The organism is Shewanella sp. SM23 (assembly GCF_025654295.1).
Classification (GTDB): Bacteria; Pseudomonadota; Gammaproteobacteria; order Enterobacterales; family Shewanellaceae; genus Shewanella; species Shewanella oncorhynchi.
This window is the reverse complement of sequence record NZ_JAKKRM010000006.1, coordinates 131232-148079: the sequence shown is the minus strand read 5'-3', so window position 1 is coordinate 148079 and position 16848 is coordinate 131232. Positions and strand designations below refer to the sequence as shown.

The 16848-nt window shown below is 46.2% G+C and carries 13 protein-coding genes; 8 read left to right on the top strand and 5 right to left on the bottom strand.

Annotated features, from left to right (window positions below):
• Window positions 1-332: 332 nt before the first annotated feature.
• The 6 genes from thrA (at window position 333) to L5L98_RS10075 (ending at window position 10463) form a co-directional block, all read left to right on the top strand.
• The gene (thrA, locus tag L5L98_RS10100) at window positions 333-2801 is read left to right on the top strand and encodes a bifunctional aspartate kinase/homoserine dehydrogenase I (protein ID WP_263140446.1); all 2469 of its coding nucleotides are present in this window, start codon (window positions 333-335) and stop codon (window positions 2799-2801) included.
• Window positions 2798-3760 carry a homoserine kinase gene (thrB, locus tag L5L98_RS10095; protein ID WP_263140443.1) on the top strand — a complete coding sequence of 321 codons (963 nt, stop codon included), beginning with the start codon at window positions 2798-2800 and terminating at the stop codon, window positions 3758-3760. The genes thrA and thrB overlap by 4 nt, the downstream gene beginning before the upstream one ends.
• A gap of 71 nt (window positions 3761-3831) precedes the next feature.
• Window positions 3832-5115: a threonine synthase gene (gene thrC / locus L5L98_RS10090; RefSeq protein WP_028760794.1), complete on the top strand. Its 1284-nt coding sequence runs from the start codon at window positions 3832-3834 to the stop codon at window positions 5113-5115.
• A 284-nt stretch (window positions 5116-5399) separates the two neighbouring features.
• Entirely contained in the window at window positions 5400-5693 is a 294-nt protein-coding gene (locus tag L5L98_RS10085) for a hypothetical protein (protein WP_028760793.1), read from the top strand.
• Window positions 5694-5973: 280 nt separating this feature from the next.
• Complete coding sequence (locus L5L98_RS10080) at window positions 5974-6831, top strand: substrate-binding periplasmic protein (protein ID WP_263140441.1); 858 nt, start codon at window positions 5974-5976, stop codon at window positions 6829-6831.
• A 347-nt stretch (window positions 6832-7178) separates the two neighbouring features.
• Window positions 7179-10463 (top strand): S41 family peptidase, encoded by a 3285-nt coding sequence (locus tag L5L98_RS10075; protein WP_263140439.1) that lies wholly within the window; start codon window positions 7179-7181, stop codon window positions 10461-10463.
• A gap of 106 nt (window positions 10464-10569) precedes the next feature.
• On the opposite strand, the gene L5L98_RS10070 is transcribed toward L5L98_RS10075, so the two are convergent.
• The 5 genes from L5L98_RS10070 to L5L98_RS10050 form a co-directional block, all read right to left on the bottom strand.
• Window positions 10570-11010: a hypothetical protein gene (locus L5L98_RS10070; RefSeq protein WP_212600000.1), complete on the bottom strand. Its 441-nt coding sequence runs from the start codon at window positions 11008-11010 to the stop codon at window positions 10570-10572.
• Window positions 11011-11234: 224 nt separating this feature from the next.
• A complete protein-coding gene (locus L5L98_RS10065; RefSeq protein ID WP_263140434.1) occupies window positions 11235-11672 on the bottom strand; it encodes an OsmC family protein in 438 nt (145 codons plus the stop codon).
• Between the two features lie 87 nt (window positions 11673-11759).
• Entirely contained in the window at window positions 11760-12110 is a 351-nt protein-coding gene (locus L5L98_RS10060) for a DUF3325 domain-containing protein (RefSeq protein WP_113940646.1), read from the bottom strand.
• Window positions 12107-13777 (bottom strand): PepSY-associated TM helix domain-containing protein, encoded by a 1671-nt coding sequence (locus tag L5L98_RS10055; RefSeq protein WP_173246078.1) that lies wholly within the window; start codon window positions 13775-13777, stop codon window positions 12107-12109. The genes L5L98_RS10060 and L5L98_RS10055 overlap by 4 nt, the downstream gene beginning before the upstream one ends.
• A gap of 1 nt (window position 13778) precedes the next feature.
• Complete coding sequence (locus tag L5L98_RS10050; RefSeq protein ID WP_131523016.1) at window positions 13779-14153, bottom strand: DUF3649 domain-containing protein; 375 nt, start codon at window positions 14151-14153, stop codon at window positions 13779-13781.
• 428 nt (window positions 14154-14581) lie between these two features.
• Here L5L98_RS10050 and L5L98_RS10045 point away from each other — a divergent pair, with 428 nt between their 5' ends.
• Window positions 14582-16150: a methyl-accepting chemotaxis protein gene (locus L5L98_RS10045; protein WP_105249832.1), complete on the top strand. Its 1569-nt coding sequence runs from the start codon at window positions 14582-14584 to the stop codon at window positions 16148-16150.
• 248 nt (window positions 16151-16398) lie between these two features.
• On the top strand, window positions 16399-16755 hold the full coding sequence (hpf, locus tag L5L98_RS10040; protein WP_028760784.1) for a ribosome hibernation-promoting factor, HPF/YfiA family: 357 nt from the start codon (window positions 16399-16401) through the stop codon (window positions 16753-16755).
• Window positions 16756-16848: the final 93 nt, after the last annotated feature.

Below are 16848 nucleotides of genomic sequence, written 5' to 3'. Positions count from 1 at the left end.
TTTTTACCCCTAGAAAACTTCATATTAACGAATCTTGATGCAGTATTTTATCGAGCGTTAATATTTGCCTATAAATAATCCATTTTAGGGGTTGACAAGCGCGGGTAAAAAAAGCAATTCTGTTTATCAAGAAATTAACATGGATTAGCCCAAACACATGCATAGCCTAGGTTTCGTAGTAACTACCATTATTACAACCACCACTACAACAACAGTGGGGGCGGGCTGATACACCCTAAAGAATTTTAACGATGAGCCCGCTTCCCACAAAGAAGCGGGCTTTTTTGTTTCTAGCTCTTATTTCTAAGTCGGGCGCGGTACAGGAGAACAAGATGAAAGTAATGAAATTTGGTGGTACCTCGCTTGCAAATTGGCAGCGATTCTCGATGGCGGCGGATATCGTTGCTAAGTCATCTAAGCTTGAACCCATAGCCACTGTGCTATCGGCCCCGGCGACTGTGACAAATGCGTTACTAGAAATGGTTGATGTAGCCGTTAAAGGTGAAGATTATTCGTCTGTGCTGCAGCATGTTGAGCGGGTATTTACCTCGCTATACCAAGATGCTGTTACTTCAATGTTGTCGAGTGAGCAGAGTGAACAGCTCTTTTCTGGACTTAATGCGCAGCTGGTGATTTGGCAGGATAGATTACGTGGCATTAGCTTACTGCAAGAGTGTCCCGATGGCATACGTGCTGAAATCGTGGTGGCAGGTGAGCGTTTATCTGCAGCCTTGATGGAACAAGTGATGCTATCTAAGGGGATCACGTCTGCTCAACTCGATCCTCGCGCCTTGTTTCTGGGTCGTGGTCGGCCGTTAGAATCCGTGGTCGATATCGCTGTGAGTAAGCCAAGGTTTCGTGCGTTGGCATTAGGTGAAAAGCGCGTATGGGTAATGCCGGGATTCACCGCCGCCGATGAACAGGGCAAAGTGGTGACGTTAGGCCGTAATGGTTCTGACTATTCTGCTGCCGTGCTCGCCGCCTGTTTAGATGCTTCGAGCTGTGAAATCTGGACCGATGTTGACGGTGTTTATAATACCGATCCCCGTGTGGTTGCCGATGCTAAGCTATTATCACAACTCAGCTATCAAGAGGCGATGGAACTCTCCTATTTTGGCGCTAAGGTGCTGCATCCTAAGACGATTGCGCCTATCGCCCAGTTCCATATTCCCTGTTATATCAAAAACAGTTTTAACCCCGATGCGCCCGGCACTCTGGTATCAAACCAAGCCGATGAAACCGGCTTGCAGGTTAAAGCTATCTCCAATTTAGATAACCAGACCATGTTCGATATATCAGGCCCGGGCATGAAAGGCATGGTTGGCATGGCGAGCCGTACTCTCGCGGCGATTTCCCGCAGCGGCGTGTCTGTGTCTTTAATCACTCAAAGTTCTTCTGAATACAGTATTAGTTTCTGTGTGGCGACGTCTGACTCGGCCAAAGTGAAATGGGCCTTAGAGCAAGAGTTTGAATTAGAAATAAAAAGTGATTTGCTTGAGCCTATCGCTATGCGCCATGAACTGGCAATTGTGTCCTTGATTGGTGATGGCATGCGCACCCATAAAGGAGTGGCGGCGCGTTTCTTCCAAGCGTTAGCGCAGGCAAGCGTGAACATTATCGCCATCGCCCAAGGTTCGTCCGAGCGCTCGATTTCGACTGTGATCGAGCAGCGTAAGACTAAGCATGCGGTGGCGGCTTGTCATCAAGGCTTTTTCGATGTGCAGCAGTATTTAGATGTGTTTTTAGTGGGTTGCGGCAATGTGGGCGCAGGCCTGCTCGAGCAGATAAAACAACAGTCCGCCATGCTTAAAGAGCAGCACATCAGTATCCGTGTTTGCGGTATAGTGAATTCGAACAAGATGTTACTCGACAGTGCGGGCATCGATTTAAGCAACTGGTCTAGTTTGCTTTCCGATAGTCAGCAAGCCTGTGATATTCCAGCGTTACTTGCATGGGTGAAAGAGCAACAATTACTGAATCCTGTGCTGGTGGATTGCACTTCGAGCGAGCAAGTATCGGATCTGTATTTGGATGTGATGAACTCTGGTTTGCATGTGGTCACGCCCAATAAAAAGTCGAACACTCGCGATTATGCTTATTATCAAGCACTGCGCCAAACGGCATTAAAACAGCGTCGCCAATTCTTATACGAAACCACAGTCGGTGCGGGTTTACCTGTGATCGATAACCTGAAAAAACTGTTATTTGCGGGTGACAAACTGCATAAATTTAACGGTATTTTATCGGGCTCTTTATCCTTTATCTTCGGCATGCTCGATGAAGGTATGACGCTTTCTGAAGCGACTGGTCTGGCACGGGAAAAATGTTTTACTGAGCCCGATCCCCGTGATGATTTGAGTGGTATGGATGTGGCGCGTAAGGTGCTCATTCTTGCCCGTGAAGTGGGACTAAAGTTAGATCTCAGTGATGTGCAGGTTGAATCTGTATTGCCAGCCGAGTTTGATGATTCAGGTGATGTTGAAAGCTTTATGGCACGATTACCGCAAGTTGATGCTGCAATTGCCGCAAAAGTGGCGCAGGCCAAAGCTCAAGGTAAAGTGTTGCGTTATGTTGGGCAAATTGAGGATGGTGTGTGCCGTGTGCGTATCGCCGAAGTGGATGCACAGGATCCGCTTTATAGCGTTAAAGGCGGTGAAAATGCCTTGGCGTTCTATAGCCGCTATTATCAGCCCATTCCCTTTGTGCTACGCGGCTATGGCGCAGGGACTGAAGTGACCGCTGCTGGTGCCTTTGCCGATGTATTAAGAACCTTGAATTGGACTCGTGAGGTGAGTGTATGAGTTTGACCGTTTACGCTCCAGCCTCTATGGGTAATGTGGGCGTCGGATTTGATTTACTCGGTGCAGCATTAGCGCCGATTGATGGTAGTTTACTGGGCGACAGAGTGACTATCGCCGCGGCAGCGTCGGGTGTGAGTTTGGCGCAGACTGGTGCTTGGGCCCATAAACTGCCTGAAAATCCGAAAGACAATATAGTGTACCAATGTGCCGAATTCTTCTTAACAGCCATGAGTAAGGAGTTTTTAACTGCGCAGGGTAAAGCAGATGAAGGCGTGGCACTCACACTGGAAAAGAACCTGCCCGTCGGTAGTGGGTTAGGGTCGAGTGCCAGCTCTGTCGTGGCGGCGTTATATGCCTTGAATGAACATTTTGATAGACCCTATAACGAGCAAGCACTGCTGGAACTGATGGGCGAGTTTGAAGGGAAGATCAGCGGCAGTGTGCATTATGACAACGTCGCTCCTTGTTACTTGGGCGGCATGCAATTGATGCTCAATGTGCCGGGTACAGTTTGCGAAGCAATACCCAGCTTTAAAGAATGGTATTGGGTTGTGGCCTATCCTGGGATTTCACTTTCAACGGCAATGATGCGCAAACTCATGCCAGATCAATATGATAAAAGTGTCACTATCGATTTTGGCCGTTATTTAAGCGCCTTTGTTCATGCGTCTTACCAGCAGAATGCCAAGCTTGCGATCAGCGTATTAAAGGATGTGTTAGCCGAGCCCTATCGCGCCGCCGCGATTCCGGGTTACGACAAGGCCAGAGCCGCTTTAGCCGATTTAGGCATGTTGACTACGGGGATTTCGGGCAGCGGCCCAACGCTGTTTTCGATTACCGATGATTTAGCCACGGCAAATACCGCTAAAGCTTGGTTAGAGGCGCATTATCTCACCGAGGTGGGTGGCTTTGCCCACGTGTGTCGCCTCGATGAGCAAGGCACGCGTAGAGTCGATTAATAGTTAATTTAGCTAAGACTAAGTACCCCAAATTAGCATTTAAGGTTTAGCATCAAAAGGTTGAGTTGAGCATGGAACTATATAATTTAAAACACCCTTCGCAGAAAGTGAGCTTTAAAGAAGCGGTACAACTGGGGTTAGGTAAAGACAGAGGTTTGTTCTTTCCTAGTCAAATACCCGTACTAGACGATATTGAAGGACTGCTGGCGTTACCATTCGTTGAGCGCAGTAAAAAAGTACTCGGCGCATGGCTTGCCTCTGAGTTAGGCCAAGATGCGGTCGATGAATTAGTTGAGCGTGCCTTTAACTTTGATTTACCTTTGGTTGCCGTCGATGAGCAGCGCGCTTGCCTCGAATTATTCCACGGTCCAACACTGGCGTTTAAAGATTTTGGGGCGCGTTTTATGGCGCAATGCGTTAATGCTTTTGTGGGCGACACGCGCTTAACCATTCTGACTGCGACCTCGGGCGACACTGGCGCAGCGGTTGCCGATGCCTTCTATGGGCTTGAGAAAGTCAATGTGGTGGTGCTCTATCCTAAGGGTAAGATCAGTGAACTACAGGAAAAGATGTTCACGACGTTGGGCAAGAATATCCATACAGTCGCCGTCTCGTCCGATTTCGATGCCTGCCAAGATCTGGTTAAGCGCGCCTTTGATGATCCCGAAGTCCGCGATGGGCTGAGCTTAAACTCGGCAAATTCTATCAACATCAGCCGCTTACTCGCGCAAATTTGCTATTACTTTGAAGCGGTTGCCCAATCTAAACAACGCCATGAAGCCGATCCTGTGATTTCAGTGCCAAGTGGTAACTTTGGCAACCTCACCGCAGGTTTATTCGCTAAAGCAATGGGATTACCAGTTAAACGCTTTATTGCCGCGACCAATGCCAACGATACTGTGCCGCGTTATTTAGACAATGGCCAATGGCAGCCCAATCCGACTCAAGCGACTATGTCCAATGCTATGGATGTGAGTGAACCCAGTAACTGGCCGCGTGTGGAAGCCATTTGTGAGAAATTAGGCTGGCCACTGAGTAGCTTAGTGGGTATTCGCTTATCGGAGGAGCAAACGTCACAGGCGCTGGCCGAGTTACACGCTCACGGTTATGTGTCTGAGCCCCACGCGGCGATTGCGGCTAAGGCCTTATCTTTAACCTTAGTGCCCGATGAAGTGGGTATATTTTTGGGGACGGCGCATCCCGCTAAATTTAAGGATGTTGTGGATAGAGAGTTAACGCTTAACTTACCCTTGCCGCCTGAGCTTGAAGCTGTTGCGAGTAAGCCCATCTTATCTGCGGAATTAGCGGCAGATTTTGCTGCATTAAAAGTGCATTTATTCAAAATATTAGCTTAAGGGCTTTAGCCCTACTGATGTCTGCCTAGCAGTGGAATAACATGGCGTAAAAGCAGGAAGGGAGCTTGGCTCCCTTTTTTTACAAGTGTGAGTTTTATGGTGAGGAATTGATGAGCTTGTGTTACCAGTGAACATAAAACAACCCTTAGTTAACTACATGATATTTAATTAATATTTGTAACTTTCTGTATTATCCTTGGTTTCTTATATGTGACATTGTTCACAATTTTATCTATTGCAATTAGTTATGTTCACCCGCGTGTTTAATCTGTGGGTTAATTGATTTGTCTAAATTTTTTCTGTTAAGTACATGTTTTTGCGTTTTAATATCTGGATGTGCGACCAAGCAGCATGAACTATATCGTCGCATTAACGTGGCCTACGATTTTGAAGTCACCCACTGCGATAGTTTTGCTTTAGTCACTGGGGTGAGCCGCCATGAAAACCGGCTTGATGAAGCTAAAGAGTCCGCCACGGCTCAGGGTGAGGAATTGGGGGGAACACACATAGTTTGGTTACAAGTCGATATGGGGGATCCCACTAAAGTTGTTGCTATTATTTATAAGTGTCTGATTTAAATTTATAAAACTTTATTTTATCCCCTGCGTTCAGGCTTAGCCTTTATCGCAGCATAGTGAGTCGTTTAGATCTCACTCTTGGCTGTTGTGCTTTTTTGTTATAATTCCTCGCCCTTTTTTAGGCTAATTACTGTGATCTCGCCGGTGTTTATGGCGCGCTATCTAAGTGACAACTACGCTTACTGAGGTAGAACTCCCTCGCGGAAGTCTGACGCTGAATCGTTATACTTCATCTTAATCAAGAGAGGATCATCAACTTAAGAGGCAAGTAACTTAGCCTATGCCATGGTTTAAATACGTTCCTGTCTTATTTATGTTTTTTTTAGTCTTGCCCGCTGTAAGTGCGTCGCAGGTCAATAGTTCTTTACCTTGTAAGAACACGATTAAAGTCGGTTACAACGATTGGCCTCCCTATGCTTGGCAAGATCCTCAAGGAGAAGCCCAAGGCTTAGATGTGGATCTGATGCGGGCATTTGCAGTGTATCTTGGTTGTGAAGTTCATTTTATTAATGTGCCCGCTAAGCGCTCGCATCAGATGTTGCGAGCAGGACAGTTAGATGTGTTGATGGGAGCGACTATGACGGATGAACGTCAAAACTATGCTCTTTTTTCAACCTATTACCGGGATGAAGAGCTGCGCTTATTTGTACTCGATGAGCAAAAAGATCAGATTAATATCGATAAATGGGAGGACATTTTTACCCAAAAATTGCGTCTACTTGTCCCTTCTAGCGGTTGGTATGGTGCAGATTATCAAGAATCTCAATATCGATTAGAGCAGGAGCACTTGTTAGTATTAAGTCCCGACTCAGATAAGTCTGTGCAAATGCTTATCTACGGTAGGGGAGATATGATCGTCGGAGATACCTTAGCTATGCCCTATATCGCCAGCCAGCATCAACGCATCAAGCTAGTACCACTTAAGTTAGTGTTAGATCAAAACCATATTCATTTAATGTTCAGTAAAGCGAGTATCAAGATAAGCCAGTTAGAGCAGTTTAATCATGCGATTAAGGCATTGATGGATAACGGTGAAATTGCACGAGTGATCAATAAATGGCAACAAATGACACTGGTGAAACAGTCTAATATGAGCCGCCTAAACAGTCCGCTAAAGACGCTGTATGTCAGCCCTTAACATTAGCCCTTCACGTTAGCCACTCATGTCCGACTCTGGTATATTTTTATCCTAGTGCAATATGGTAACGCTATGATCTTTGATGTTTTCCTCTAAAGAATCTTGTCTTTTATTCAGTTGTTCCTCCGCGATTTAAGATGTGACACATTTGCTAAAACTTCTCTGACTTGAAGTTACTGAACTCTCTATCAAATTCTGCTAGCTTGTTGGGCTCAATTGTCATGCTTTGGACTTGATTGTGGTTTTTTACAAAAGCCCATGGCAAGAATTTCTTCGCTAAATCTGCTAGCAAAATCTCGTAGTAAAGAGTCTATTGCTAAAAAATAACAATAGGATAGAGGTCATACATGAAACTTCGCCATTCTGTCGCCTGCTGTATGCTTGCCCTAGGCACATTAACAGCGTTCCAAACCATCGCTGCCGATGCGGTGAGCAATCAAGGGTATTACCGTGCGCCCGCGTTGCACGATCAAACCTTAGTCTTTACTGCAGAAGGGGATTTATGGACTCAGACCTTAGGTCAAAAAGCGGCTACTCGCTTAACGAGTTTACCTGCGGAAGAGCTAGGGGCGACTATTTCGGCCGACGGTAAGTGGGTTGCTTATGTTGCCAACTATGAAGGCGCGAGCGAAGTGTATGTGATCCCCATTACGGGCGGTGTGGCTAAACGGGTGAGTTTTGAGAATAGCCGTGTACGAGTTCAGGGCTGGACTGCCAAAGGTGAGATTTTATATTCCACCGACACGGGCTTTGGTCCTGCTAATAATTGGATGCTGCGCAGCGTCGATCCTCAAACCCTCACCACCACAGATTTACCCTTAGCCGATGCAGTTGAAGGTGTGATTGATGATCGCAATGAATACGTGTACTTCACCCGCTTTGGTCTGCAAGTGACTGGCGATAATGCCAAAGTGTACCGTGGCGGTGCAAAAGGTGAATTATGGCGCTTTAAACTCGGCAGCAAAACCGAAGCACAGTTGCTCAGCGGCCAACACGACGGCTCAGTGCGCCAACCTATGCTATGGCAGGACAGACTCTATTTTATTAGCGACAGCGATGGCAACGACAACCTCTGGTCGAGTGCGCTCGATGGTTCAGGTGCAAAACAGTTGACTCAATTTAAAGATTGGCAAGTCCGCGGTGCGCGGATGGACCAAGGCAAAGTGGTATTCCAGTTAGGTGCGGACATCCATGTGTTTGATATTGCGGCCGCTAAAGACTCGTTACTCAATATTGAACTCATTTCCGATTTTGCCGAGCGCCGTGAGCATTGGGTGACAGAGCCTATGGATTACGCTTCTTCGACTAATTTGGCCCCCGCTGGCGATAAAGTGGTGATCACCGCCCGCAGCCACGTGGCGATCGCGGGTATTGATGGCTCGCGTTTAGTTCAAGTTGCACTGCCGGGGACTTATCGCGTAAGGGAAGCGGTGTTGAGCCAAGATGGCAAGTCGGTTTATGCGATTAGCGACATAACAGGTCAGCAGGAAATTTGGCAATTCCCTGCTGATGGCAGCAGTGGCGCTAAACAGTTAACCAAAGACGGTCATACTTTAAGAATGAGTCTTAATTTGTCTAGTGACGGTCGATTTATCGCCCACGACGATAACGATGGTAACGTTTGGCTGCTCGACTTAAAGAAAAATACCAATCAAAAAATCATCACTAACGGCGAGGGACTTGGGCCTTACGCCGATATCCGCTGGTCCGGTGACAGCCGTTTTATTGCATTAACTAAGTCGGAAATAGGTAAACAACGTCCGCAAGTCGTCCTGTATTCTGTGGATGAAAATAAGGCCGAGACGCTCACCAGCGACAAATACGAGTCCTATTCGCCAACCTTTAGCAGTGACGGCCAGTGGCTATATTTCCTATCGAATCGCCAATTCAGCGCAACACCAAGTTCACCTTGGGGCGATAGAAACATGGGCCCTGTGTTTGATAAACGCAGCCAAATTTTTGCCATCGCACTGGTCAAAAATGCCAAATTCCCCTTTAGTAAACCCAATGAACTCGAATCTAATCAAGTTGAAAAAACCGATGCTAAGGATAAACCGAGTCCAGTGAAAATCGATTGGGCAGGGATCTCCCAGCGTTTATGGCAGGTGCCTGTCGATTCAGGCAATTACAGTAAGCTGCGCGTCGTCGATGATAGACTTTATTTGTTAGATCAAGCTATTGGCGACGATGTCGCACCTAATTTAATGACCATCAAATTTGACCGATTAAGCCCCAAAGCCGAGGTCTTTGCCGAGGACATTGGCCAATATGAGGTTTCTGCCGATGGTAAAAAGCTGATGCTACGTAAGCACAGTAATGAGAAATCACTCCTGATTGTTGATGGCGGCGATAAATTAGGCGATACGGATAATGCCAAAGTGCAAACGGAACAATGGCAGTTAGCGATTTCTCCGCAGCTTGAATGGCAGCAAATGTTTGAAGATGCGTGGTTGATGCACCGAGAATCTTTCTTCGACAAAAAAATGCGCGGCCTCGATTGGCAAGTGATCAAAGCTAAGTATCAGCCTTTGCTCGACCGTCTGACCGATCGTAACGAACTGAACGACATCTTCATGCAAATGATGGGCGAGTTAGATTCTTTGCACTCACAGGTGCGCGGTGGTGATTTACCTCAAGATCCCGATGCGGCTAAAGCGGCAAGTCTTGGCGCCCGTCTACAACAAACTGCAGATGGCGTTAAAATTGCGCACATTTACAGTAACGATCCTGAGTTACCGGCTAATGCATCACCGTTAAATCGTATCGAAGTCGATGCTAAAGAAGGCGATATGCTGTTGGCTATTAATGGCACGCCAGTGGTGAATGTGGCCGACGTCACGCGTCTTCTGCGCAATCAACAGGATAAGCAAGTATTACTACAGCTTAAGCGTGGTAGCCAAACCCATAAAACCATCGTCATGCCCGTTAGCGCTGTGGTGGACAGCCAATTACGTTACTTAGATTGGGTGAGCCATAACGCGGCTGTGGTCGAGGATGCAAGTCAGGGCAAGATGGGTTATTTGCACTTATATGCCATGGGCGGTGGTGATATTGAAAGTTTCGCCCGTGAGTTTTATGCCAACTACGATAAAGAGGGTTTGATTATCGATGTTCGCCGTAACCGCGGTGGCAATATTGACAGTTGGATTATCGAGAAGTTACTACGCCGCGCTTGGGCGTTTTGGCAACCGACCCACGGCACGCCAAACACCAATATGCAACAAACTTTCCGTGGTCATTTAGTGGTGTTAACCGATGAACTGACCTATTCCGACGGCGAAACCTTCTCCGCAGGGATTAAAGCGCTCGGTATTGCGCCCTTAATTGGTAAGCAAACGGCAGGGGCGGGCGTGTGGTTATCTGGGCGAAATGCGTTGACTGATAAAGGGATGGCGCGGGTGGCCGAGTATCCACAGTATGCAATGGATGGCCGCTGGGTGCTTGAAGGCCATGGCGTAACGCCGGATATTGAAGTCGATAACTTACCTTTTGCTACCTTTAATGGAAAAGATACGCAGCTTGAAACTGCAATAAGTTATTTAAAGGATGAGTTGGTTAAACAGCCAATCCCAGCCTTAAAAGTGCAACCTTTGCCTGTAAAAGGTATGGCACAGGATATTAAAGCTAAGTAATTGATATTTAAATTCAGTATTTAACCGAAATTTAAGGTATCTCGGCTAGCATATCCGCGTACAAAGTTAGGGTGTTGTCTCTTGGTTCCCGAGACAACACCCATTTTTATGCCCATTCATTAATACTTCTATTCCCATTTTTACTTGTTTCCGCATAGGTTTGCATAGTGTTCACTTGCTGTTGTTGGGCAAGGTGATTAACTGTCATTGCTCTCGCGTCTTCGTTATGGCTTAGATAATAGGCCGTTGGCGCTGAAATTCCTTGGCTCGTTCCTGTCGCTAAATTGGTCATGTCGGCGATCACTTGATACTTCATCTTCGCGTGTTTCAATTCGACTAAGGTTTCTATGTTGTCCCTCAGTGCTGGCATTTCTGCTGGTTTTTGCGCATTTGCCGCCAATTGTTTTGCATCGCTAGAAAGCGTTACTGTATCAGTTGATGCTGGTGCGCTGGTTTGAACTGGATTTTTAACCTGTGCAAATTCAGCATTAGAGACATTTTTTTGTGGGCTGACAGACGGGGAATTTCGCAGTGGTTGAATGTGCATCTTTTAACTCCAACAGATGATACCAAGCTAAGATTGGCTTATATCGTACTGTTTAAAAGCTGGACCTGAGCTGAATAATGGTGAAAAGTTAGACTCTGTGGATGGTTAGGTGGCGCGGATAATTCGGTGATAGCAATGATTCGGACAGGTATTGAGTTACGGTGCGGCAATAAAAAAGCCCGCTTAGGAAAACCATCAGCGGGCCATAAAGATCTGCTCAAATCCTAAAACTTGATTTGAATATCTGTTGCTAAACTATTAGCGATAAAGCAATTTGCATGTGCTTTCTCGTGAATTTTCTCAAGGGTTTCTTGGCTGACTTCGGCCCCTTCAGCGAAAATGACCTTAGGATTGAGCACCATCTTTGTCACGGCCAACTTGCCCGCCTCGTTTTTACCCAGCTCTGCAGTGGCATTATCCACATAGGAGGTTACAGGTAAGCGCTTAAGATGCGCAATTGCTAGAAAGGTCAACATATGGCATGAGGATAATGCAGCCAACAGGCTTTCCTCTGGATTGACATTTTGCCCATTGCCTTTGTATTCCGGTGCCGACGAGGCTTGAATCGTCTGGCCGCTGCCAAAGGTAATACTGTGGTCTCGACAAAATTCGCCTTCTTCGGCGGGCGAGGTTTGCCAGTTAACCGTTAAGTTAAAGCCCATTATTTTCTCCTATCTGAAGGACATCAGGGCACTATAGCCTAGCGGTGCTCACTTAGCCATGATCGCCATGCCAGTGTTAGCTGGACATTAGATCCCAGCACTCAGTAATAGAGTGCCAGTGAGCACGCTGCCAGTGACGATTCCTATCGGTAAATGGCGCGGGCTGTAGCTTAACGTTAGGATGACCAGCATTGCCGCGAGGGAAATTATTCCCATAAACAAAATGCTCCCGTAGGCCCAGCCCTGATCGCTCGCGCAGGCACTTAAGCTAAATGCTAGTAGTAACCAAGCAAACAAGGTTAGCAAACGACTTTGCCATTGTGCTGGTGGACGATTGAACACATCTTTGAAGTGACCAAATTTAGCTAAGGCAAACAGGGCGAGGGAAAGATAACTCAAACCTAAGATCCCAAGTAGGGGAATAAATTCTGGCATCATGATTTGGCTTCCTCCAATGAAGATGATGAACTAAGGTCGCTGGCAAGGGATGTTTGGGATTCGCTTCTACGTGCATTTTTTGCTTTTGCTGGGCGTTTAGCGGGGGCCTTAGCAATCAAAGTCACTCTTTTACTGGCAAATAGCATAGCGCCACCAAGTAGCACTGCGAGCACGTCAAATCCGACTAAAGCCCATTGGTGGGATTGGATATTGTCGATGATATTGCTTGGTGATGTGAAGGCATTGAGCACGGGCAGCGCACAGCACAAGGTCCCTGTGAGTCGTAATGCGGTTTGCCACTGGCGACGTGAACGACCCAAGAAAGCCCAAACTCCCATTGCCGCTAACGCGAGAAAGAAACTGTGAACTTCCCATTCAGAGCGGCTTGCAAAACTTGTCGATAAGAGACGATTGGCGTAAAAGAAGGCTACAGTGCCTAAGGGTAGTCCTAAGATAAACATGAAGTTTAACCCTTCAACTAAACGTAATCCAAAGCTTGGTTTCTCGCCTTTATCGATCAATTTTTGCTGTTTTTGACGTAGACGAATGGCCCACATCAAAGTGCCTGTCGCGATCATAGCGCAGCCTAATAAACCGCAGAAAAAGAATAAAAATCTTAGCAGCGGGGCGGCAAAACGTGCCGTGTGCAGCGACATCATAGTATCGTAAGTCGCGGAGGCTCCTGAGGCTTCGTGCGGGCTGGTATATTTAAGCTCACCATTTACCCCGTTGAATATCAAAATATTGGCTTCATCGGTCACATCTTTACCTGTGTTTTGGTAAAAGGTCACTTGGCTATTTTGATCTTTAGGGTATGACACTATCACTTGCTTAATTGGCGCATCGCCCCATGCGGCTTTCACTTGAGGTAATAATTGGCTTAGTTGCACCTGTGGCGCACTAATCCCTGCAGCTTTCTCGGTTTGTCTGGCGGGATTAAGTTCTTTTAAAAAAGCTTGGTTATCACCCGAATAGGCGGTATTAACCGTCCATGGGATATAGATAAGCATTAGGGTAATAAGCCCTGTATAAGTGATCATCAAATGATAGGGCAGGGCGATGACAGAGCTCACATTGTGCGCGTCTAGCCAAGAGCGAGCGCCTTTATCCCGTCTAAAACTGAACAAATCTTTGAAGATCCGTTTGTGGATCACTATGCCACTGATAAGGGCGATCAGCATAAACATAGTGCAAACGCCGACGATATAACGCGCTGTAATAGCGGACATATAGTGCAAGTCAAAGTGCAGACGATAGAAGAAATCACCGCCGCGACTCTCACGCACTTCAGAGATCATGCCGCTGCCATCTGCTAAGGCTACATGTTCTTCAGTCTTGCCACGACGCTGACCTTTTTCTGGTGGCAGTTGCCAGCTAACGCTTTGAAAGGGGGTTCGTTCAGTTGGAAAACCTATCATCCAGCGCTGCGCTGTTGCCGGCGAATGCGCTTCTATGTAACTTTGACCTTTATCTAATTGGTTTTCGAGTGTATCGGCTCGGTAGTCTTGATAAACCCCTTTGTGTAATTCGGGTTCATTCCAAAGGCTGATCTCATGGCGAAAATAACTCAAGCTACCCGCAAAAAAGATCAACAATAATACCCAACATACCAGCAAGCCTGCCCAGGTATGTAGCCAAGATAAAGTTCTAAAAAATGTCTCTTTCATCTTATTGCCCACATACCTTGATCAATCCAAAACATAACAAACTCACTAAGCCTAAATCTCGCCACGCATGCCAGGTTTTACGCACACAAAAGGCATAAATAATAGCAATGGCATAAAACAGGAAAGCTAACATATTGGCTGTTATCGTGCTTTCAAAGCGCGGCATAGGTAGCACTAATGTCAGCAGGCAAGCCAAGGTTGCTGCCGCAACATAACCCGCCAGTAGAGCGGCACTCGCACGCGCAAAGACTTTGAAGGCAAACTGCGATTGCTCTTGCTTAAACCATTGCACAATTCCCCGCGAAATCAGCGAGAACGAGCGCATTTGGGTTGTAGAAGATTGCGTTGAGGTTTCAAACGCGGGTGTATTAGACATAAGTGCCACTTCTCATTTCGAGCCAATATGGGTCTGTTATGGCTATCCGTTACTGTTGATTCTGCAAAGTGTGCTTGAGCTTTTTGGCTTAACGACGAATGCATTTCTATAGCAGTAGATAGCTAACCGCGAGAAGTATAACTTAGTTAATTCAAATGATAAACAATATCATTTAGATTCGAATGTGAATTTGTGATCTTAAGCTGATCTGCTTTAGCGAGTGTAGGGTGACGAGTTTAACGTATGTAGCGTAACGAGCGCCCTGTCACAATTGTTTGTTTTTATTTGTTGATATGTGTTTAGTGGTTACTGCTTGTTTAGTATTAGGTTAATTTTTATGCTGCCAATGTGAGCTTTATCAATTTTGATAGACGACGGTTTTGGCAGAATGCGTTATCTTTTTTACCGAGACCTAGCCTGATAACCCTATGCATAAAAATTCTACAAATGGTGAAACACACCTGTCAGATAATGCGATTTTACTATCAACGACGGATCTGAAGGGAAATATTAAATATGTGAATCAGACCTTTTCGCAGATCAGTGGGTTTAGTGTTGCTGAGTTGCAAGGGAATCCACATAACATAGTGCGCCATCAAGATATGCCTGCGGCTGCATTTAAGATCCTCTGGGAGCGAATTAAGCAGGGCAAGCCTTGGATGGGGATAGTTAAAAATCGCACCAAAACGGGCGGCTATTATTGGGTGAATGCCTACGTCGCGCCTGTGTATGAAGATGGTAAAGTTCATGAGTATCAATCTGTTCGTCGCCAAGCTACCCCTGAGCAGATTAAAGCCGCTGAGAGTATTTACAGTGATATTAATCAGGGCAAGCAACCTAAAGTATTGCGTAAAGATAGGTTAGGTTTCAGTGGTAAAATACTGCTGGCCATGTTGGTTTCGATTACGGCTACGGCGATGATTGCCAGTTATTCCCCCATAGTTGCCGCGATGGTGGGAATGAGTCTCGCGTGCCTAGCATGGTATTACTTGATGCAGCCGCTGCAAAAGCTTGTGTCTATGGCAACCAACATTATTGACGATCCCGTCGCTACGGGCGTGTACACCGGCCGCCAAGATGAGATCGGTAAATTAGACCTCGCCCTACGTTTTTTGATCACTGAAATTGGTGGCGTTGTTGGCCGTATGGCTGATTCTGCCAGTGAGATCCAAGCACAAAGTGTCAGCCTTAAACAAACCATTACAAACACTTGGGAGCACGCTGATAGTCAGAGTGAACAAACCACGCAAGCTGCGACTGCGATGGAGCAGATGAGTGCCAGTTTTGCTGAAGTAACGGGAAACATTCATCGCACTGCCTCGGAAATGGTGTCGAGCCATGAGGCGGCTCAACGCGGGCATTCTCGTTTAGAAACGGTTATTGATGCGATACATCAGTTAAGTGTACAAGTGAGCCACTTTTCCGATGTTGTACAAGCTATTGAACAAGATAGCAGTGCGATTCACCAAGTGCTCGAAGTCATACGTGCCATTGCCGACCAAACTAACTTATTAGCCTTAAATGCGGCAATTGAAGCGGCGCGGGCTGGGGAGAGTGGTCGTGGTTTTGCCGTGGTGGCCGATGAGGTCAGACAATTATCGAGCCGTACTAGCCAATCAACCTCACAAATTGAGTTAATTGTTAGTCGTTTTAGGGAAAGCACTCAAAGGGCAACCTCGACCATGATGGCAGGGCAGGAACAGGTAAAACGTTCGGTAAGCTTAGCGCAAGATGCGAGTGTGGCTTTTGGCGAGTTGCTTTCATCTATTTCGCGAATTAATTCTTTGAGTGATGATAATGCGGCGGCGATGACGCAGCAGACTTCGGTGGCCGCAGAAATTAGCCGAGCCATCCATGTGATCAGCGACTTGGCTCAGCAGAGTTTAGAGCAGACGCTCGATGCGGCGGCGCGGGGTGATCAAGTGTCGCGTTTATCGACCAAGACGCATCATTTGTCCCAACAGTTTTGGCAGCAGAGTGTGCAACGTAAATATTAAGCGTATTTACCTTATGTCGTATTGCATTTTGTGATTGATTTATTATTAATGCCTGTTTATAAATCAATCACTTAATCATGTTTTTCTTGCTGTTTTATTTTTGACTTCTTGATGGAGGTCACATTTAGGAGATGCTAATACCTGAGTTGACCGAAATATTTGCCAATAACCCTTGTGTTTTATCCTGCATGCCCCAAGCTCTATTAGTGAAGCAAAAATAAAAGTAATGACACTAAAAGGGACAACCTATGAAAATAAATATTTCTGGTCACCACGTCGATGTTACTGATTCTATTAGAGAAGATGTTAACGAAAAATTTGCAAAAATCGCCACCCATTTCCCCTCTCTGATCGCACTGGACATTATTATTGCGAAAGAGCATGGCGAGTATCAGGTTGAGCTTCGTACGAATTATGAAGGAAGCCGTATTTCTGCTTCAGGTACTGATGAGGTTATGTACCCAGCAATCAAAGCCGCATCGAAAAAATTAGATGCAGCACTTAAGCACCGTAAAGGTCAGCTAAAAGCGGATTTGCATGAAACCCCGAGCTGTACAACGCCAGCTATTGCCCATGAAATTATCCAAGAGATGGATCTTCGTTAGGTTTTAGTCATAACTCATCGCTTTAGATGAGCACAAAAAGGGCCTTAAATGGCCCTTTTTGTTGGCAATCGGGTTTGGTTTAATGCTAATGGG